At 72.9% G+C, this 19,431-nt stretch carries 16 protein-coding genes, 1 pseudogene and 1 riboswitch; of the genes and pseudogenes, 7 read left to right on the forward strand and 10 right to left on the reverse strand.

From position 1 onward, the window contains the following. Window positions 1-30: 30 nt before the first annotated feature. Window positions 31-246 (reverse strand): hypothetical protein, encoded by a 216-nt coding sequence (locus tag ACIGXM_RS27695; RefSeq protein ID WP_396565469.1) that lies wholly within the window; start codon window positions 244-246, stop codon window positions 31-33. Window positions 247-546: 300 nt separating this feature from the next. Here ACIGXM_RS27695 and ACIGXM_RS27700 point away from each other — a divergent pair, with 300 nt between their 5' ends. Both ACIGXM_RS27700 and ACIGXM_RS27705 read left to right on the forward strand, forming a co-directional pair. Then, window positions 547-945: a helix-turn-helix domain-containing protein gene (locus ACIGXM_RS27700; protein ID WP_396565529.1), complete on the forward strand. Its 399-nt coding sequence runs from the start codon at window positions 547-549 to the stop codon at window positions 943-945. Between the two features lie 151 nt (window positions 946-1,096). After that, window positions 1,097-1,369 carry a hypothetical protein gene (locus ACIGXM_RS27705; RefSeq protein WP_396565471.1) on the forward strand — a complete coding sequence of 91 codons (273 nt, stop codon included), beginning with the start codon at window positions 1,097-1,099 and terminating at the stop codon, window positions 1,367-1,369. A 68-nt stretch (window positions 1,370-1,437) separates the two neighbouring features. On the opposite strand, the gene ACIGXM_RS27710 is transcribed toward ACIGXM_RS27705, so the two are convergent. Both ACIGXM_RS27710 and ACIGXM_RS27715 read right to left on the reverse strand, forming a co-directional pair. Then, complete coding sequence (locus tag ACIGXM_RS27710; protein ID WP_396565473.1) at window positions 1,438-1,815, reverse strand: RNA-binding S4 domain-containing protein; 378 nt, start codon at window positions 1,813-1,815, stop codon at window positions 1,438-1,440. A gap of 94 nt (window positions 1,816-1,909) precedes the next feature. After that, window positions 1,910-3,346, reverse strand: coding sequence for an alkaline phosphatase family protein (locus ACIGXM_RS27715; protein WP_396565475.1), 1,437 nt, complete (start codon window positions 3,344-3,346; stop codon window positions 1,910-1,912). A 377-nt stretch (window positions 3,347-3,723) separates the two neighbouring features. On the opposite strand from ACIGXM_RS27715, the gene ACIGXM_RS27720 reads away from it, so the two are divergent. Then, window positions 3,724-4,974, forward strand: a complete 1,251-nt coding sequence (locus ACIGXM_RS27720) for a peptidase S8 (RefSeq protein ID WP_396565477.1) — start codon at window positions 3,724-3,726, stop codon at window positions 4,972-4,974. A gap of 437 nt (window positions 4,975-5,411) precedes the next feature. Here ACIGXM_RS27720 and ACIGXM_RS27725 read toward each other — a convergent pair whose 3' ends face one another. The 3 genes from ACIGXM_RS27725 to ACIGXM_RS27735 all read right to left on the reverse strand — a co-directional run bounded on the left by ACIGXM_RS27725 (window position 5,412) and on the right by ACIGXM_RS27735 (window position 8,578). Continuing rightward, window positions 5,412-6,713 (reverse strand): transglycosylase family protein, encoded by a 1,302-nt coding sequence (locus tag ACIGXM_RS27725; RefSeq protein WP_396565479.1) that lies wholly within the window; start codon window positions 6,711-6,713, stop codon window positions 5,412-5,414. Between the two features lie 12 nt (window positions 6,714-6,725). Continuing rightward, window positions 6,726-6,885: riboswitch (cyclic di-AMP (ydaO/yuaA leader) on the reverse strand. A gap of 302 nt (window positions 6,886-7,187) precedes the next feature. After that, window positions 7,188-7,952 (reverse strand): hypothetical protein, encoded by a 765-nt coding sequence (locus tag ACIGXM_RS27730; RefSeq protein WP_396565481.1) that lies wholly within the window; start codon window positions 7,950-7,952, stop codon window positions 7,188-7,190. Beyond that, complete coding sequence (locus tag ACIGXM_RS27735) at window positions 7,949-8,578, reverse strand: RNA polymerase sigma factor (RefSeq protein ID WP_396565483.1); 630 nt, start codon at window positions 8,576-8,578, stop codon at window positions 7,949-7,951. The genes ACIGXM_RS27730 and ACIGXM_RS27735 overlap by 4 nt, the downstream gene beginning before the upstream one ends. Before the next feature lie 361 nt (window positions 8,579-8,939). On the opposite strand from ACIGXM_RS27735, the gene ACIGXM_RS27740 reads away from it, so the two are divergent. Beyond that, complete coding sequence (locus ACIGXM_RS27740; protein WP_396565485.1) at window positions 8,940-9,752, forward strand: SAM-dependent methyltransferase; 813 nt, start codon at window positions 8,940-8,942, stop codon at window positions 9,750-9,752. Window positions 9,753-9,770: 18 nt separating this feature from the next. Here ACIGXM_RS27740 and ACIGXM_RS27745 read toward each other — a convergent pair whose 3' ends face one another. Beyond that, on the reverse strand, window positions 9,771-10,472 hold the full coding sequence (locus ACIGXM_RS27745) for an alpha/beta fold hydrolase (protein ID WP_396565487.1): 702 nt from the start codon (window positions 10,470-10,472) through the stop codon (window positions 9,771-9,773). A 188-nt stretch (window positions 10,473-10,660) separates the two neighbouring features. Beyond that, the gene (locus ACIGXM_RS27750) at window positions 10,661-11,251 is read right to left on the reverse strand and encodes a CGNR zinc finger domain-containing protein (RefSeq protein ID WP_396565489.1); all 591 of its coding nucleotides are present in this window, start codon (window positions 11,249-11,251) and stop codon (window positions 10,661-10,663) included. A 149-nt stretch (window positions 11,252-11,400) separates the two neighbouring features. On the opposite strand from ACIGXM_RS27750, the pseudogene ACIGXM_RS27755 reads away from it, so the two are divergent. Together ACIGXM_RS27755 and ACIGXM_RS27760 are read left to right on the forward strand one after the other, a co-directional pair. Further along, window positions 11,401-12,591, forward strand: a pseudogene (locus ACIGXM_RS27755) (MFS transporter); the annotation flags it as partial. Between the two features lie 258 nt (window positions 12,592-12,849). Continuing rightward, window positions 12,850-13,545, forward strand: coding sequence for a class I SAM-dependent methyltransferase (locus tag ACIGXM_RS27760; RefSeq protein WP_396565531.1), 696 nt, complete (start codon window positions 12,850-12,852; stop codon window positions 13,543-13,545). On the opposite strand, the gene ACIGXM_RS27765 is transcribed toward ACIGXM_RS27760, so the two are convergent. Continuing rightward, a complete protein-coding gene (locus tag ACIGXM_RS27765) occupies window positions 13,526-14,314 on the reverse strand; it encodes a VOC family protein (protein WP_396565491.1) in 789 nt (262 codons plus the stop codon). The genes ACIGXM_RS27760 and ACIGXM_RS27765 overlap by 20 nt on opposite strands. 418 nt (window positions 14,315-14,732) lie before the next feature. Here ACIGXM_RS27765 and ACIGXM_RS27770 point away from each other — a divergent pair, with 418 nt between their 5' ends. Then, window positions 14,733-18,350, forward strand: a complete 3,618-nt coding sequence (locus ACIGXM_RS27770) for a putative Ig domain-containing protein (protein WP_396565493.1) — start codon at window positions 14,733-14,735, stop codon at window positions 18,348-18,350. An 82-nt stretch (window positions 18,351-18,432) separates the two neighbouring features. Here the strand turns inward: ACIGXM_RS27770 and ACIGXM_RS27775 are convergent, their stop codons facing one another. Beyond that, a complete protein-coding gene (locus ACIGXM_RS27775) occupies window positions 18,433-19,326 on the reverse strand; it encodes a hypothetical protein (RefSeq protein ID WP_396565495.1) in 894 nt (297 codons plus the stop codon). Window positions 19,327-19,431 lie beyond the last annotated feature (105 nt).

Consider the following 19,431-nt stretch of genomic DNA (forward strand, 5'->3'; position numbering starts at 1 on the left):
GCCTCGGACGCGGTCCCACCGGGCGGCTCGTTACTGGGTGATGCTGATGGCCTGGTCGGCCTCGGACTGCGCGGTGGCGAAGGCCGAGTGGTTGTTGGTGGCCAGCGACTGGTTGGTCGCGTGCACGTTGGCGACGTGCTTGGTGACGTTGACCGTCTTGGTGAAGTTGAAGCTCAGCTTGCCCAGGGCCTCGCGGCCGGGGAGCAGCTCGGCGGACTCGGCGTCGAGCTCGTGATTGTCGATCATGGTGATCTCCCCTGGAGAATTCGGTAGTTGACGAGACGATGGGACAGCGGAGGGCCCGTCCGACTGCCGGCCAATCTCGTTGGACGTGTTGTCCAACAAGATTGGACAGTAGTGGCCGCCACGGGTGGCGGGCAAGGGGTTCGCGACAACGTTCCGCTACGGGCCGGTAACGGAGGGAGAGGGGTCGGTGGGTGGTCCGGGGTCCGTGCCGCCGGAAACCGTGATCGCCGTAGAATCGACCTCGTCGGTGCATCGTCAACGGGAGGCGACCCCCAAGTGTCCAATGCGCTACAGCAGTTGGTGAGAGAGCGACTGGACCGGACGGGCTGGTCGTACGGCGAGGTCGCCCGCCGCGGCGGCATCCCCCGTTCGACGGTCCATCACCTGGCGACCGCGCAGCGCCTGGCCCGGATGCCCCAGCCGGCCACTCTGGAGGGTCTCGCCCGCGGACTCGACCTCCCGCTGAACGCGCTGCGCCGGGCCGCCGCCGAGGCCTGTGGCATCCACCTCTACCCGGACCCGTCGGCCGGGGCGACCGCCGTCGCCGACCCGGACGTCGACATCCTGATCGCCAGCGTCCAGCGGCTCTCGGCCGCCGACCGCCGCCATGTCGCCGCGCTGGTCGACTCCCTGCTGGAACGCGACCGAGCTGCCGACGGCGCTCGGCCCGCAGGCGACCAGTCAGAGGATGACAAGTAATCCCGCACTGGCGATCGATTCACTTCGACATCGATCGACTTCCTTAAAGTGTGATGAACCGCGCCCTGGGCCGGGCGCCCCCGCGGCTATCGTCTGCACCGACGACCCGAGGTACGTGAACGGCACGGTCCCCCGGGGTCGAGGGGGGTCCGTGCTGCTCGTGCAAGGAGGCTCCACCACCGCGGTGGTGCGGGGCCGGACCGGCGAGCCCGTGGTGCTGCTCGCCGGCGGGCGGTCCGGGGTGCTCGGCGAGCCGGGGCTGGCGGAGCTGGTGGACCTGGCCGCCGCCGTCCTCACGGCACGCGAGATGCCGCTCTTCCACCGCTGCCTGGACGCCTTCCGTCGCGGTGAGCTCACCGACACCCGTCAGGTGGAGATCGCCGGGGCGGCGCTCACCGTCTACCGCAGTGCCCCTCTCGAATGACGCCGGCCGGGCCGAGCCGGGCCGGCTTCGACACCGCGAGCCGGCCCGACCCCGAGGCGCGGGCCTGGTCAGTGCGTGCGCAGCCGGTCCAGCTCGCGGCGGTCCCGCTTGGTCGGCCGCCCGGCGCCCCGCTCGCGCAGCGCCACCGGCGCGGGAGCCTGCTCGCGGGGCGGCGGGGTCGGGCTGTGGTCCACGTAGCACTCCGCCGCCGGACCGGCCCCGACCCGCTTGCGCACGATCCGCGACACGACCACCACCCGCTCGTGCCCCGCGTGGTACACCCGCACCTCGTCCCCGGGACGCACGGTGTGGGCCGGTTTGACCTTCTCCCCGTTCACCCGCACGTGCCCGGCCCGGCAGGCCGCGGCCGCCAGTGCCCGGGTCTTGGTGAGTCGGACGGACCAGACCCAGCTGTCCACCCGGACCGTGTCGTCATCGGTACCCATCCCTCGATCCTACGACCCCCCGGCCCCGCCCCCTCCTCGCGGCGGGGCAGGGTCGGGCCGGGGCGGGGCCGGAGCGCCGGGCGTGCCGTCATCGTCACCGCTGCGGCGGCACCTGCCGGCGGTGGCCCGGCTCCTGGCGCGGGAAGTGCTGGTCGGCGCCCGGCAGGGTGGGGGCCGGGTTGTCGGCCACCTCGCCTTCCGCCAGGGCGAGTTGGGCCGCGGTGTCGGGCAGCCGCGGGGCCCGCGCGGTGCCGTGGCGGAACTGGAACGCCGAGGTGAGGTCGCCGAACGTCTGCCGCCGCCAGTCGGTGACGTTCGCGGCCGTGACCCCGGTGAAGCACTCCAGGAACTGCAGCACCGAGGTGTGGTCGAACGGTTCCGAGGCCACCCAACCACCCACCGTCCAGGGCGAGATGATGATGCACGGCACCCGGAAGCCGCCGCCGATCGGCAGCCCGCCGATGAATTCGCCGGCGGTGCCCGCCCCCGGCACCGGCGGCGCCACGTGGTCGAAGAGCCCGTCGTTCTCGTCGTAGTTGAGGATGAAGACGGTCTTCGCCCAGACCTTCGGGTTCGACGCGATGGCCTCGATCTTGGAGGCGACGAAGTCGGCGCCGGCGGCCGGCAGGTAGTTCGGGTGCTCGGACTGGTAGCTGGTCGGCAGGATCCAGGAGACCGCCGGCAGCCGGTCGTTGCGCGCGTCGTCCTCGAAGGTGCCGGTCGGCTGCGCGGCCACGCCCTTGTCGTAGAGCGGGTCACCGGGCTTGGCCTGCTGGAAGTTGGCGAAGAGCGAGAGCACGTCGGTGTCGTAGTTGTCGGTCTCCTGGTAGACCTTCCAGCTCACCCCGGCCGCCTCCAGCTGCTCGGCGTAGGTGGTCCAGGTGAGCGGGGTCGGCGCGGCGTTCTGGATGATCGGGCCGCCCTGGGTGCCGGCCGGGTCGATGCTGCCGGTCATCCAGTAGAGCCGGTTGGGCCAGGTCGGGCCCTGCACCGAGCAGAAGTAGTGGTCGCAGATGGTGAAGTTCTCGGCCAGCGCGAACTGGAACGGGATGTCGTCGCGGGTGTAGTAACCCATCACGTACGGCCCGTTGACCCCGTCCGCCGCCCGGTGCGCGGGGAGCCACTGGTCCATCCTGCCGCCGTTCCAGGCCTGGTGCTGGACGGCCCAGGCGTGGCTGGTGGAGGGGATCGCCTGGGCGCTGGTGGTGCGGGTGTCCAGGTGGAACGGCAGCAGGTAGCCGTCCGGGTTGACGCTGTCGGGCTGGTAGAAGACCGGGCGGCCGTCGGGCAGTCGCAGGGCGTTCGGGTCGTCGAAGCCGCGCACACCGGACAGGGTGCCGAAGTAGTGGTCGAAGGAGCGGTTCTCCTGCATCAGCATCACCACGTGCTCGACGTCGCGTAGTGAGCTGCGCCGCGGCACTCCGGCCGCGACCGCCTGCTGCACGCTCGGCGGCAGCAGCGTCATCGCCGCCGCTCCACCGGCCACGCCGGCCGCCGCGCCGAGCAGCCTGCGTCGGGTCATTCCGGACATTTGTTTCTCCTGCCTCTCCGTCAGTTCACGCCTGGTACGGGGCAAATGGCCGTGCCGATCCGGGTACGACTCTGGCCCACCGCGCAGCCGCGGTGTGGGAGGTGTTCGGTGAACAAATCGAAAACGTCCGGAATCCGGCGTCCCTACTGGCCGGAACCGGAGCTGGGTCGAATTCTCATCGTGGACGGTGGGGAAGATCCGTTCGAACTCTTGTTGATCAGGTCATGTCTTAACTAGCCTCGTCCGCGAGCCGGCCCGCTCCCCACCCGGAGCCGGTTCGACCCAGCACGCGCGCACCCCGTCGCGGGGACAACCCTGTCCTCGCGCGGTCCCCCACACCTGCAACTCCAGGTTCACCAACCACAGGAGACAGTCCGTTGCGCCTCGCGACCTTCACCCCCACATCCGCCACGTCCCGAAGAATCGCCATCGCCCTGGCCGGTACGGCCTCGCTGGCACTCTCCGCGTTCGCGGCGGCCCCGGCCGACGCCGCCCCGCTGACCTCCAGTCACGACGGCAGCTCCTGGGTCCGCTCGTGCGCCGTCCCGACGGCCGGTCAGATGGCCTGTGACGCACTGCGGGTCACCAGCGTCGTCCAGCACGTCAGCCCGCTCGGCATCAGCGCCAACGCCACCCCCTCGGGCTACGGTCCGAGCGACCTGCGCAGCGCGTACAACCTCCCGGCGAACGGCGGCGCGGGCCAGACCGTGGCCATCGTGGACGCCTACAACGACCCCAGCGCGGCGTCCGACCTGGCCGTCTACCGCGCGCAGTACGGCCTGCCCGCCTGCACCACCGCCAACGGCTGCTTCAAGCAGGTCAGCCAGACCGGCAGCACCACCTCGCTGCCCACCAACAACTCCGGCTGGGCGGGCGAGATATCGCTGGACCTGGACATGGTCTCGGCGATCGCGCCGAACGCGCACATCATCCTGGTCGAGGCCAAGAGCGCGACCACGGCCAACCTGGGCACCGCGGTCAACGAGGCGGTCAAGCTGGGCGCCAAGTTCGTCTCCAACAGCTACGGCGGCAGCGAGTCCTCCTCGGACCCCAGCTACGACACCAGCTACTACAACCACCCGGGTGTCGCGATCACCGCCAGCTCCGGTGACGGCGGCTACGGCGTGGAGTACCCGGCGGCCTCGCGGTACGTCACCGCGGTCGGTGGCACCTCGCTCAACAAGGCTTCCAACAGCCGCGGTTGGAGCGAGTCGGCGTGGTCCACCAGCAGCACCGAGGGCGCCGGCTCCGGCTGCTCGGCGTACGACGCCAAGCCGACCTGGCAGAAGGACACCGGCTGTTCGAAGCGGACCGTCGCGGACGTCTCGGCGGTCGCCGACCCCGCCACCGGCGTCGCGGTCTACCAGACCTACGGCGGCTCCGGCTGGAACGTCTACGGCGGCACCAGCGTCGCCTCGCCGATCATCGCCGCGGTCTACGCCGACGCCGGCGCGCCCTCGGCGAGCTACCCGGCGGCCGACGCCTACGCCCACCCGAGCGCGCTCTGGGACGTGACCACCGGTTCCACCGCCACCTGCTCCCCGTCCTACCTCTGCACGGCGGGCCCCGGTTACGACGGCCCGACCGGCCTGGGCACCCCGGACGGACTGGCCGCCTTCACGGGCTGACGGCCGTCCGGGGACGGGGGTGACGCGCGGGCCGTCGTGGTCGGACGGCGGCCCGCGCGTCACCATCCCCGCCGCCGTCCGCGCGGTTCGCGGGGGCCGCGCGGACGGCGGTGATCCCGCCCGGGCACGGGGGCCGGGCGGGATCACCATCTGCCGCGTGCCGGGCCGGCTCAGGATCGGCGGGCGGGGCCCGGTGGTCGGGATGCCGCGGACTCCGGCCCGATCGCCGACCGGGCGCACGGGAACGGCGTTGCGGGAGCCATCGGGTACGGACGGGTCCAACGCGCGGTACGCCCGATCGTGTGACCCCCACCTGCCGGCACGGCCTCACCCTCGTGGCCGGGGGCTCGGCGCGGCCGCGGTGTCCGCTTCCCCCGCCGCGCGGCACGAGCTCGCGCCCGCCGGGGCGGCGGGCGCGAGCCGCGGGTGAGCCGGGGTCAGGGGAGCTGGAGCTGCTGGCCCGGGTGGATCAGGTCGGGGTTGGTGCCGACGGTCGAGGCGTTGTCCTGGTAGAGGCCGTTCCAGCTGGGCAACTGGTGGGACTGGGCGATGCCGGAGAGGGTGTCGCCGGTGGCCACGGTGTAGGTGCCGGCCGCGGCCGTGCCGCCGGACGGCGCGGGGGCCGGGGTGGTGGCGGACGGCGCGGGGGAGGCGGGAGTGGCCGGGGCGGCCGTGCTGCCCGTGCTCGTGCCAGCGCCCGTGCTCGTGCCAGCGTCCGTGCTCGTGCCCGTGCTCATGCCGGTGGCCGGGGTGGCGGGTGCCGCCGGGGTGGTCGGTGCCGTCGGCGTGACCGGGGTCGTCGTGGTCGTCGTGCCGGTCGACGGCGTGTCCGTGCCGCTGCCCGCGCTGCCCGGCGTGCCGGGCGCGGCCGTGCCCGTCGCGCCCGTGGTGCCCGTCGTGCCCGTGGTACTGCCGGACGTCGGGGTGGTGGGCGTCGTCGGCGTGACCGGGGTCGCCGTGCCCGTCGTGCCCGGCGTACCCGTCGTGCCCGGGGCGGGCGACGTCGTCGGAGCGGTGGGCGTGGCCGTGGTGCCCGTGGTGCCCGTCGTGGTGGGTGTGGCCGTGGTGCCCGTCGTGCTCGGCGTGGTGGGCGTGACCGGAGTGGCGGGCGTGACGGTCGCGCTTCCGCCCGCGCTCGGCTGCGCGGTCGCCGCCGCCCCCGTGTGCTCGAGGTAGACGGACTGCTGGTTCGTCCAGTACCAGACGCCCCCGGACTGGTACCAGTACACGCCGTCGTACCCGTCCCACCCGCCGTGGCCCGGGAAGGTCGGGTCGTCGGGACCCGCCAGCACCGTGCTGCCGCCGGCCGGTGCCGGAGTCGCCGGAGCGGGCTGGCTGGTGTTGAGCACCGGCGTCGGCCCGTCGCTGCTCAGGCCGGCGGAGTCGGAGCAGTTCGGCCAGGCGCTCGGCCCCTGGTGGGCCAGCACCTTCTCGGCGATGGCGATCTGCTGGTCGGGGGTGGCGTGGTCGGGCTCGGCGGCGTACTTGTCGCCGCCGTACGCGACCCAGGTCCGCTGGGTGAGCTGTAGGCCTCCGTAGAGCCCGTTCCCGGTGTCGGCGGTCCAGTTCCCGGCGGTCTCGCACTGGGCGACCGTGTTCCAGGCGCTGACCGGGGCGGCGTGCGCGCTGGTCGCGGTGAGCAGCGGCAACGCTATGCCCGCGCCCGCCACGCCGGCGGCGACCACGGCGCGGTCGGCCTGGGTGGGGCGACGGTGACGGCCGGAACCGGAAAACACCATGATGTCCCTCTGTGTCCCTCTCCGCACGCCTGCGAGGTGAGCTGTCGGGTTCGGGCCGGGAGGTGGCCCGGCCGCCCGCCGGAGGACCCGGCGCGCGGCTTCACCCCTAGCCGTGGGGACGGCACCAAACCTGGGTCCCCCACCCCTGCCCATGGGTGGTCGGCTTCCCTCCCGCGGCGGGCAGGGCTCGGCGTACCGCGGTCGGCAGTCCGCAGCTGCGGACTGCTGGGAGACTAGAGGGATCATCAGCTTGATAACAAGCCGGCATCGTGCGCATCACACAAAAATCACGTCATGCGATTGGAGAGTGACGCCCCGCCGATCGGCGGTCGGTTCACGGACCGGCCTGATCTGGCAAGGTGAGGCGGTCGCCGGTGTTCCGCAACGATGGCTGAACCCACCCGGAACAACAGTCGAACAAATTCGTGTCCGCCTCACCAGGCCGAGGCGCCCCTCGGCGCCTCCGGGCAGGCCTCAGCACGTCGACGCCAGATCGCCGACCAGGGTGTCGGAGGGCTGCGGGATCTCCCCGAAGTCGTCGTCGTTCGCCGTGACCACCAGCCGGTTGATCACCGCCTCCAGCCGGATGGGCAGCCGCGGCAGCAGCCCCCGGTGGCAGCGGGCCAGGATGTCGCGTCGCACCTCCTCCGGCAGCAGCGGGGCGCCCCCGCGCACCGCCGCCGTGGCCAGCCCCCGGTTCGGCCGCGGCCGCGGATGGCCGGCCAGCCGGTCCGCCTGGGCACGCCAGTAGGCGGCGTCCCGGGGCTCGCCGAGCAGCAGGTGGTAGAGGTGCAGGCAGTACGCGGCGGTCTGGCTGCCGCCGCCCGCCGCGAACTGCCACCAGAACTGCGCCGCGTCCGTCCGGTCGGTCAGGTAGAGCAGCCCCGCGAAGACCAGCGCCCCCTCGGGGTGGATCCGGGCGGAGTTGACCAGCAGGTCGAGGCTGTGCGCGGCCTGCGGGGCGTTCAGCACCAGCGCGGTGACCAGGGCGAGTTCGTGGGTCGCCTGCTCGTGCTCGGACGGCAGCCGGACGGGCGCCGCGCTGATCCGGTCCGGCTCGTGCGCCGGCAGCCGGGACGCGCCGCTGAAGACGATCACCGGCGGCTCGGCCCCGGCGCCGGACCGCCCGTCGTGCGCCGGCCCGCCGGTCGGCGCACGGAACCGGCCCGCAGTGCCGTTCCGGCGGTCGTGCGGGCGGCGGCGGGACGGCAGGCCGTGCTGGTGTTCCCCGGCGGTCATGGCGCTCCTTGCGAGTCGGCCGGTTCGGGCAGCTCGAGGGCCCGGGCGAGGTTGCGGTGGGCGTGCCGCAGGTGGGAGCGCACGGTCGCGGCCGGCCGGCCGAGGTACTGCGCGATCTCCTCCTCGTCCATGTCCAGCACGTACCTGAGGACGATGACATCGTGCTGGCGCTCCGGCAGGCCCAGGATCGCGGTGTGGAGGCCGCGTCCCTCGGGGAGTTCGCGCCGGCCGTCCCCGGGGCGGCCGGCGCGGAGGCGCCGGACCACGGTGTCGAGCACCGCACTCTCCAGCAGGGCCGGTTGCCGCCGCCCGGTGTGCAGCATCCAGGCCGCGACGTGCTCCTTGAGCAGCCGCCAGGCGTAGGTGGCGGGGATCTCCTGGCGGAGCGCCAGCGCCCAGCGTTGCCGTAGGTGGGCCTTCATGCCGGCGACCACCAGGGCGGCGTCCTGGTCGCTGCCGACCTGGGTCAGCGCGAAGCCGTGCCAGGCGCGCTCGTGGGTCTCGCAGAACGCCTGGAGTGTGAGGAGCAGCCGGCCGTCCGCCGGCGTCGCCTCGCCGCCCTCGGTCACGGTCCGCCCTCCCCGGTGCCCACCGGGTTGCGGCGGCACGCCCCTGTCGATCGTCATTCGGCCCTCCAGGACCGGCGGCCGTGGTCCACGGCCGGTCGTCCGCCGGGGACCGGAGCGACCCCCTCGGGAACATCACAGCGCATCGGGCGGCCTGTGACGCAAGAAGATCGGCACAACGGTTACTAGCTGTCATGCTGTGATGGAAAGACTATCTGACGTATGGTCATATGCCACCGTCACCGCACATTTTGGCCGGAGCCGTGATCGAGCGGGTCCGCGCCTCGGGTGACGCGGGAAGCCGCGTGGGAAACCGCGAACCGGGTCGGGCCGATGTGCGCCATGGCATACCCTGACGGGCGGATTCCGGAACGTGCGCGGTGTGGACGGGGCCCGCGTACGGAGCAGGGGGAGAGAGCGGATGCCGACGGACTACAACGAGGTCAACCTGGAACTGCACCGAGCGCATTCCGCCCGGATGTACGACTACTACCTGGGTGGCACCACCAACTTCGCCGCCGACCGGGAGGCGGTCGGCAAGGTGATGGCGGTCTTCCCGTGGGCGGAGATCGCGGCCCGGGCCAACCGGGCCTTCATGCACCGGTCCACCCGGCTGCTCGCCGGCGCCGGGCTGCGCCAGTTCCTCGACATCGGCACGGGCATCCCCACCTCGCCCAACCTGCACGAAGTCGCCCAGCAGACCCGGCCCGACGCCCGGGTCGTCTACGTCGACAACGACCCGATCGTGCTGGCCCACGCCAAGGCGCTGCTGCACAGCACCGAGCAGGGCCGCACCGCCTACGTCCAGGCCGACGTCACCGACCCGGCCGTGATCCTGGCCTCGCCCGAGCTGCGCGCCACCATCGACCTGGCCGAGCCGGTCGCGCTGAGCCTCAACGCGCTGCTGCACTTCGTCCCGGACGATCTCGGCGCCCACCGGATCGTGGAGCGGCTCAAGGGAGCGCTCGCGCCCGGTAGCGTGCTGGTGATGAGCCACGGCAGCCCGGACTTCGCGCCGGAGGAGGCGGCGCGCATCTCCCAGGTGTACGCCAACGCCGGTACCCGGATACAGATGCGGACCAAGGAGGAGTTCGCTCGCTTCTTCACCGGCTGGGAGCTGCTCGAGCCGGGCGTCGCCCCCACCCACCGCTGGCGATCGGACGACGAGCGGGACGCGGGGACGGTCTCCGACGCGCAGGTCTGCGCGTACGCGGCGGTGGCCCGCAAGCCCTGACCGTTCGCACGGCTGCCGCTACGACAGAAAACGTTCGACCTCGTCGAGCGCCCGCTCGCGCTGGCCGAGCAGGAAGAACAGGTGACCACCGGGAAAGAGCCGGAGCCGCGAGCCCGGGACGCCCTGGTGGAGCCGCTCGGCGAGGCCGACCGGGATCGAGCGGTCGCGCCGCCCGTGCAGGATCAGGGTGGGCGCCCGGACCAGGTGCAGCCGGTCGGCGGCGTCGTAGCCGATGCTCGCGGCGAGCTGCCGGCCGAACGCGGCGGCCGACTGCGGGTGGCGCCGGCGGATCACCCCGAGCCGCTTCAGGACGCCCACCAGCCGCATCGGCGCGGAGACGGTCAGCCGGCCGCGCCCGGTCGCCGCGGTGCTGACCAGGACCAGGTGGTCGACCAACTCGGGTCTGCTGAGTGCGAGTTCGAGGGCGATCCGGCCGCCCATCGAGATTCCGAGCAGGTGCGCCCGCGGCACGTGCAGCGCCGCCAGCAGGCCGGCGGCGTCCCGGGTCAGCAGCTCGACGGTGTACGGGGTGTCCGGCTGGTCGGTCCGCCCGGCGCCGCGGTTGTCGAAGACGATCACCTCGTGGCGCCGGGCGAGCCGTCGGACGAGGGCGTCGAGCATGGTCAGATCGCCGCCCAGGCCGCCGATCAGCAGCAGCGGTGCCCCGGCGCCGTGCCGCTCGTAGTACATCGTGAGGTCGTCGACCCGGACCGTCGGCATGGGCCGCACCCTACTCGGCGCAGCCGCGCTCGCCGGCGGCGGGGCCGTTCGGGTGCGCCGGGCCGTCCGCCGGGAACGGGCGCCACCGCTCGTCGATCCGTGGCGTGGTTCGCCGGGTGTGGTCGTCCCGCGCCCCTGGCCAGCTGCCACCCCCCGGGGCCCACTGAGGGGCTCCCTCTCCCGGCCCCTCAGGCGCCGCCGCCCCGGCGGGCGCGGAACGCCGCGGCCTTGGTCCGGCTCTGGCAGGCGGTCGAGCAGAACTGCCGGACGGCGTTGCGCGAGCCGTCGACGAAGACCCGGTCGCAGCGGGTGGCCGCGCAGACCCCGAGCCGGCCGGCCAGCTCGCTGCCGATCGCCAGTGCCAGCATGGTCGCGCAGCCGGCGCTCCAGCCGACCGCGAGCGAGTCGTCCGTGCCGTGGAAGTGCAACTGCCAGGGCTCACCAGGAACTTGGTCCAGCTGCGGCCGAGCGCCGGTGCTCCGGAGCAGCGTGTTCAGGACACCCGCGGCCGCGTCGACCCGCCCGGCCGCGACGGCCTCGAACACCTGCCGCATCTGCCGGGCGGCGCCGGCCAGGTACTCGGCCGAGGCCGGATCGATCGCCCGCGGGCCGGCGCCGGCGGGTGGCAGCGCCGCGTCGACGGCCGCGGGCAGTGCGGCACCGCGCGGGGCGGCGTACGCCCTGCCGCGCTCCTCGCCGTCGGTCAGGGCGTTCACCAGTGCGACCGAGACGTCCAGCAGCGTGCTCACGTGACTGTCGAACATCAATTGACCAGTCACCCTTTCGTCCTCTAGGGTATGTGACTGACGTTATCAGCTTTGTCAGTAACGTTTGCGTCTGGGGAACCCCCGTGCCACTCCCACCCTCGTCCTCCCCTTCGGCTCCGCAACTCCCTTACCCCGTCCGCCTGCTCATCGTCGCCCGGGCGGTGAACCGGATCGGGGCGTTCTCGATGCCCTTCCTTGCCACGCTGGTCGGCACCGGGTTCGGCGCCGGAGCGGCGACGGCCGGAGTCGTCTCCGCCGCCTTCGGGCTGGCCACCATCCCCTCCCGACTGGCCGGCGGCCGTCTCGCCGCGCGCCTCGGCCGCCGCCGCACGATCGTCCTCGGCCTGGCCGGCTGCGCACTCGCCCAACTCGGCATCGCCGCCGCGGACTCGCTGCCACGTCTGGTTGCCTGCGCGGTGCTGCTCGGCCTGGTCTTCGAACTCCACGAACCACCGAGCCAGGCGATGATCGCGGACGCGGTGGCCCCGGAGCACCGCATTCGCGCCTACAGCCTGCTGAACTCCGCGCTGGCCGCCGCCGGCATCGCGGCCGGCCTGCTCGCCACCCTGCTGGGCCAGCACGACCTGCGCCCCCTCTTCGTCGCCGACGCGGCCAGCTCCCTCGCCTGTGCCCTCCTCGCCCACACCGCCCTCCCGCCCGACCCGGAACTCCCTTGCCCCACCCGGGCGGTCGGCCCCGCCCTCCCAAGAGCCGTCCCCGCCGACCTGCCGCTCCCACCGCCCCCCGCCCCGGGGTCCGCCTCGGAGGTCGAATCCGCCGATGTCGCGCGGTCCGGTGCCACCGCCGTGCCGAGCGCCCCGGCCGCCGGCGCTGCACGCGCCCGTCCCGCCGTGCTCCCGGCTGCCGGGCGGGACGAGGGCGTGGGTGCGTTGGAGGTCGGGCCGGCCGACGTCGAGATCGCGCCCTGGCGGGATCGCCCGTTGCTGGTTCTCCTCGCCTCCGGGACGCTCTTCGCGCTGGTCTATCTGCAGATCACGATGCTGCTGCCGCTCTCCCTCGCCGGGCGTGGGCTGCCGAGCGCTGATGCCGGGCTGCTGCTCACCACCTCCGCACTCACCGTGGTCGTGGGGCGGCCGTTGCTGTTGGTCGACCGGGTGGAACGGTTGTCCGCTCCGGTCGCTCTCGGGCTCGGTCACCTTTTGCTCGCGGTCGGGTTGGGTGGCTACGCCGTCGCGCGCTCGTTGCCGGTGTTCGTGGCGGCAACCGTCGTCTGGAGCGTTGGCGACCTGTTTCTGCTCGGCCGGGCGCAGAGCCTGGTCGCCGACCTCGCGCCGCCAGCCGGGGTGGACCGCTATCTCGCCGTGTACGGCACCAGTTGGGGGGTCGCCGGAGTCGTCGCACCGCTCGTTGGGACGCAACTCCTGGCGCACGCGGGGGTCTTCACGCTCTGGAGCGGAACGGCTGCCGGCTGCCTGGTACTTGCCGCCGTTGATCTCACCGCACTTGCCGGACGCGGAGGCGCCGGCCCGCGCGCAGGCGGTACCCCGGTGTCCCCCGAAGGTCGAACAGAGGTCGACACGCGTCCTGCCCCTCGCCAGGTGCTTCCGCTCGGCGGCGGACCGTGTTCCGATGGGAGGATGGGAGAGACGATGCGAGTGGGTTATCACGGCACGGGCTCCGGAGCGATCACGCCGGACGGCTGCGCGGTGGAGGTGTGGGAGCGGCTGCCGGTGGGGGAGGCGCCGGACATCATCGAGCGGGCCGTGCCGGTCGGCGCGCGGATTCTCGAACTCGGCTGTGGCGTCGGCCGGATGACGCATCCACTGGTTCGGCGTGGCTTCACCGTGACGGCCGTCGACGAGTCGGCGGAGATGCTGGCGCGGGTCCGTGGGGCGCGCACGGTGTGCAGTGCGATCGAGACGCTGCGGCTGGCCGAGACCTTCGATGTCGTGTTGCTGGCCTCCTGCCTGGTGCACGCGGGTGATCCGCAGGTGAGCCGGGGGCTGCTGCGGGCCTGCCGGCGGCATGTCGCGGCGGACGGCTGCGTGCTGATCCAGCGTGAGGCCGCGGATCAGCACGACAATCTGCCGAGGGAGCGGAAGGTGGGCGACGGCCTGGTCCGGATCGTCTCCTCGGAGCCGGTCGGGGACGGCGTGCGGTCCGTCCACGCCGAGTACCTCTTCCCGGACGGACGCTGGACGCAGACCTTCCGCTCGCGTCCGCTGACCGGCGAAGCCTTCGAACGGGCGCTGGCCGCACAGGGGTTGGCGGTGGCCGCCTATCTGACGGACGACCACACCTGGGTCCGCGCCGTGCCGACGGCGCTCAGGGAGTGGCGCTCCTGATCACGGCGAACAGGGCGCCGAACGGGTCGAGCAGCATGGCCAGCCGTCCGGTGCCCGGGGTTTCGACGGGCGGCAGGAGAACCGTGGCGCCGTGCGAGGTCGCCGTGGCCACCGCCGCGTCGCAGTCCGGGACCTCGAAGTACGGGTGCCACTCGGAGCGCGAGCCGGCCGCCAGGTTCACCTCCGGCAACTGCAGGATGCCACCGTGCGTGGTCTGCTCGCCGCCGCCCGCGGGGGAGACGGTGCTGTAGACGAGGTCGCCGGGCATCGTCCGGTCGTGGGTCTCCCAGTCGAAGACCGAGCGGTAGAAGGCCTTCGCCGCGGCCGCGTCGGTGGTGTAGAGCTCCAGCCAGCTGGCGGAGTTGGGGGAGTTGACCAAGTCCAGACCCTGGACGTCGCCGGACTGCCAGACGGCGAACTCGGCACCGGTCGGATCGGTGAAGCCCGCCATCCGGCCGGCGGTGAGGACGTCGGAGGGTCCGAAGCGGACCGTGCCGCCCGCCTGCTCGACGGCCTTGGCGGTGGCCTCCGCGTCCGCGGTGCGGAAGTAGACCGTCCAGGCGGAGGAGGCACCCTCCTCGGTGAGCGGGCCGACGGCGGCGACGGTCTTGCCGTCCACCTGGAAGCGGCCGTAGCCGCCGGCCGCCGGGCCGGCCGATTCGAACTCCCAGCCGAAGAGGGCCGAGTAGAAGGCGACGGCGGCCGGAACGTCGGGGGTGCCGAGGTCGAGCCAGTTGGGCCCGCCCGGGACGTGGGTGGAAGTGAGCATGCATGCTCCTCGCACGCTGGTGCCGTACTGGGAAGGTCGAGCGGCTCCCAGCATGGCAGGGCGCACTGACGGTCGGCGGTTGCGCGCGCCCTCGGCGTGTGTCGGACCCGGGCGGGCGGCTTGACATATACCTCTGTCAAGAACAGGTCAAATCGGGTGCGGGGTCTCCGGGGCCGAGGGGTGGGCCGCGCGAGGTGGGCGGGAAGCCGAGGTGAGCGGGAAGGGTGCGCGAGGCGCGCGGAGATGCCCGGTGGTGGTACGCGTACAGCCTGTTCACACGGCCTCGGAGTCGGATGAAGATCTGCCCCTGATCCGGCGAAATCGCCCGATCCGGCGCCCGCGATGCGCAAGGGTGTGGGGGCGCACCGGGCGGACGATTCCAGGTGCCTACGAACAAACGCCTTAGGAGGGGCATGTGTTGAGGCGAGGGACGAGGTGGTTCGCGGCGGGGGTGGCCGCGTTCACCCTGCTGGCGGGCGGTCAGACCGTGCTGCCGGCCGCTGCGGCGACACCGCCGCAACTCGATCTGAAGGTCCTGCTGGTCGGCGGTGGTACGGGCGACGCCACCACCACGGCCTGGCAGTCGGCGCTGGACACCGAGGGGGTTCCCTACACCCTGGTGAACGGCAGCGGCTCGGTGGGCAGCGAGACGCTGACCCTGCCGGCGCTGTCCAGTGGCACGCACGGTTACTACAACGGTGTGGTCTTCGCGGACTCACCGGTGTTCTTCGCGACCGGCCAGCTCAGCGCGCTGGACAGCTACGAGTCGAGCTTCGGGATCCGCCAACTCGACGGCTACAGCTACCCCTCCAGCTCGCTCGGCCTGACCGCGGCGAGCTCCGGAGCGGTCTCCGGTACGGCCCAGCTCACCACCGCCGCGCTGGCCCAACTGCCCGAGCTCAAGGGGCCGGTGCCGTTCGAGAGCGGCTCATACGGATACCCGGCGACCGCCAACTCCGGCGCGCCGGTGACCCCTTGGCTGCAGAACTCGGCCGGTCAGCTGCTGGCCTCGGTCTACCAGCACCCCAGCACGGACGCCCAGGCCGGCGTCTCCGAGCTGTCGCTCAACTTCAACTACAGCTCCACCATGCTGCCCTGGCTGCTGCTGGCGCCGGGCCTGGTCAACTGGGTCACCCAGAACACCCACCTCGGCCTGTACCGGAACTACTTCGGCCAGGACGTGGACGACTTCTTCATCTCGGACAACGAGTGGAGCCGGCAGTACCAGTGCACGCCGGGAGCGACCGACCCGAACGACGTGCTCTGCCCGCCCGGCGTGGGTGGCAACGCCGCTGACGGCCCGCCGGACCAGCAGATGAGTGCGGCCGACGTGGACTACGTGGTGAACTGGGAGAAGCAGACCGGCGTCAAGTTGGAGTTCGCGTTCAACGCGATCGGCGCCTGCACCGCGCCCACCACGGGCGAGGAGTCCAGCGCCAACTGCTCCGGCAGCACCACGGTGAACGGCCAGACCTTCACCGACCCGGGTCAGACGGTGGACAGCGGCTACCCGAACGACTCCGCCTTCGTCAACGAACTGCTCAAGCAGCAGGCCAACTTCAACTGGATCACGCACACCTGGTCGCACATGTACCTGGGCTGCCAGGTCGGCGGACCGCAGCCGGCCAACGCGCCGACCGCGGGCACCGGCGGCTCGCTGGCGGCCGGCGGCTACAGCTACGAGATCACCGCCGCCACCGCCTACGGTGAGTCGGAGCCCTCCACCCCGCAGCAGGTCACCGTCGGCGCGAACGGCTCGGTCTCGCTGACCTGGCCGGACGCCACCAACGCCGGCGGCCCCTCGCTGTCCGGCCTGGAGTCCCTGTACTCCGGCGGCACCGGCTTCTGGGGCTACAACATCTACCGCGCCCCGGCCGGCTCGACCAGCTTCGGCCTCGTCGGCCAGGTCAAGGAGGACCCGACCGGCGCCACCACCAGCTACTCCTTCACCGACACCGGGGCGGCCGCCCCCGGCGGCGGCCCGGGCAGCACCAGCACCTTCCCGACCGCCACCGACCCCGGCATCGACTGCTCCTCGAGCGCCGCCTGGCTGCCGGCCACGAGCACCCAGCCGGACTCCAGCATCGAGCAGGAGATCGGCCTGGACGACGCCTTCGCCGCCAACAACGGCCTGACCAACTGGAGCAGCGCCAACCTGGTCACCGGTGAGCACTCCGGCCTGGAGAACCCCAACATGCCGAAGGCGATGGCGGACATGGGGATCGGCGTCTTCGGCACCGACGCCTCGCGCCAGCCGCAGAGCTACACCATCCAGGGGACCTCGGCCTCCGGCGCGAGCAACACCGCGGACTCCGCGCCGCGCTACCCGAGCAACATCTACTACAACGCCGCCAGCTGGCCCGACGAGCTCAGCGAGTACAACACCGCCTACGTGGCCCAGGGCTCCTCGATGAACGACCCGCAGTACCCGAACGAGACCGGCAAGTGCGTCGACACCCCGTCGACCACCTGCAGCACCACCGCGGCCACCGAGGCGCAGGTGCTCGCCAGCGAGTCCCGGATCATGCTCGGCCATGTGCTGAACGACGACCCGCGGATGAACTACGCCCACCAGACCAACCTGATCGGCCCGGCCACCCAGACCGTCAACGGCGTCACCTCCGACTACGGATACACGCTGATCAGCCTGATCAACGACATGCTGGCGCAGTACAACAGCTGGTACACCACGCCACTGGTCCAGATGACCGACGCGACCACCTCGCAGACCCTCGGTGACTCGGCCGCCTGGGCCGCCGCCGAGAAGGCCGGCTCGGTCACCGCGTCGGTGCAGAACGGCCAGGTCGTGATCACCAACGGCGGTGGCAGCACGGTCTCCGTCCCGGTCACCGTGCCGAGCGGAACCACCGTCAACGGCGCCGCCTTCGGCCAGTCCTACGGCGGAACCCTGTCGTCCTGGAGCTCGCTGGCCGCCGGCGCCTCCAGCACCCTGACCGTCAACACCGCTCCGGCCATCACCAGCGCGGCCAGCCAGGCCGCCACGGTCGGCACCGCGTTCAGCACCACGGTGACCAGCACCGGCTCCCCGGCCCCGGCGCTCAGCGAGAGCGGCACCCTGCCGTCCGGCGTCGGCTTCCAGGACAACGGCGACGGCACCGCCACCCTCTCCGGCACCCCGGCGACCGGCAGCGGCGGCAGCTACCCGCTGACCATCACGGCCACCAACGCCACCGGTAGCGTCACCCAGAGCTACACCCTCACCGTCGCCGAGCAACCCTCCGTCACCAGCGGCGGCACGGCGGCCTTCAGCACCGGCACGGCGGGCACCTTCGCGGTGACCACCAAGGGCTACCCCGCCCCCGCCCTCAGCGAGAGCGGCAGCCTGCCGAGCGGCCTGAGCTTCAAGGACAACGGCGACGGCACGGGCAGCATCAGCGGCACCGCGGCCTCCGGCACGGCCGGCAGCTACCCGGTGACGGTGACCGCGACCAACGCCTCCGGCACCGGCACGGCGAGCGTCACGGTCACCGTCAGCCAGAGCACCGGGCCGGCGGTCAACAGCGCCAGCGCGGTCACCCTGGCCACCGGCTCGGCCGGCAGCTTCACGGTGACCAGCACCGGCACCGGGCCGGTCAGCCTCGCGGTGGCGGGCACCCTGCCGTCCGGCCTGAGCTTCAAGGACAACGGCAACGGCACCGGCACTCTCTCCGGCACCCCCGCCGCGGGCACCGGCGGCGTCTACCCGCTCACCGTGACCGCGAAGAACGCCGTCGGCACGGCCACCCAGGCGTTGGCGCTGACGGTCAACCAGGCGCCGGCGATCACCAGCAAGTCGAGCGCCACCGTCGGCGCGCTGTTCCCGTTCAGCTTCACCGTCACCACCACCGGCTTCCCGGCGGCGGTGCTGAGCGAGTCCGGCACGCTCCCCGCGGGGCTGACCTTCACCCCCGGGACCAGCGGCACGGCCACCATCTCCGGCCGTGAACTGGCGCTGGGGGCCTTCCACCTGACCCTGACCGCCAAGAGCCCGGCGGGTACGGTCACTCAGCCCTTCACCCTCAACGCCGTGCTCTGAGCGGCTAGTTGTCACCACGATAGGCCGGTGGGCCGTCGCGAGCGCCGAGCTCGCGGCGGCCCACCGCCGTTCGTCCGCGCTCTCAGCCCTCCGCGGGCCGGACCGGCTGCCGGGCCCGGGCCCAGGCGGCCGGATCGACCGGCGGGCGGCCGCGCAGGTCGGCCCGGATCTCGTGGGCCAGCCGCTGGGTGTCCCGGCGGTTGAGGCTCGCGCCCAGCGCCGAGCCGATCAGGAACGGCGTCAGCGTGGGCAGCCGGCGCACCGTGCTGCGGGCCAGCCGCTTGCGGACCTGCTCGCGCAACCCGGCCCCCACGCCGAGGGTCAGCAGGCCGCTCGGCCGGAGCAGGCTGACGCTGTCGATGCCGCGGCGGTTGGCCCAAGCCCCGACGTAGGCGGTGGCCCGCTGCACGGGGTTGCCGGGCGCGGGCTGGCCGTACACCTCGTGCAGCTCGGCGATCAGCTTGATCTCCACCGCCGCGACGGCCAAGGTCTCGGTGGCGATCTCGATGGTGATCGCCGGCGGTGTCGGGACCATGGCGGCCGCGCCGATCCCCGCGCCGACCCCGGCGGCCGCCCGGCAGGCCCCCTTGACCAGCAGATCCGCCAGCTCCTCGGGGTCACTGACCTGCGGGTGCTGGGCACGCAGGGTGGCCAGGTCGCGGATCGGGATGCGGGGCGCGGCGGCCAGCAGGCGGTCGGTGAGCAGCCGGCCGACCGCGGTCGGTCCACGGGCCGCCCGGCGCGCGGTGGCCAGGCTGCGCCGGACCGCGCCGAGCCGCTCGCGCTCCCGCTCCCGGCTGCGCCGCCGGGCCCGTCGGCCGGCGGCGGTGCGCGGCTCGGGCAGCTCCCAGTGCCGCAGGCCGGCGGCGAACTCACCCAGCTCACCCGCCCCAGCCGCCTCGCCCGCAACAGCCTGCTCGTCACCGTCGGCCGGCGGCCAGGGCGCGGCGGGGCGGCGCTTCGCGAAGAATCCCATACCTGCCGGCTACCCGGTCCGGTCGGGCTCAGTCCACCATCGCCGCGGCGGGTCACCTGGACGGCGGACGCTGAGCGGAACGGGTCAGCGCGCGGATGAGATTCG

The sequence above is a fragment of the Kitasatospora sp. NPDC052896 genome (assembly GCF_044547075.1).
Taxonomy (GTDB): Bacteria; Actinomycetota; Actinomycetes; order Streptomycetales; family Streptomycetaceae; genus Kitasatospora.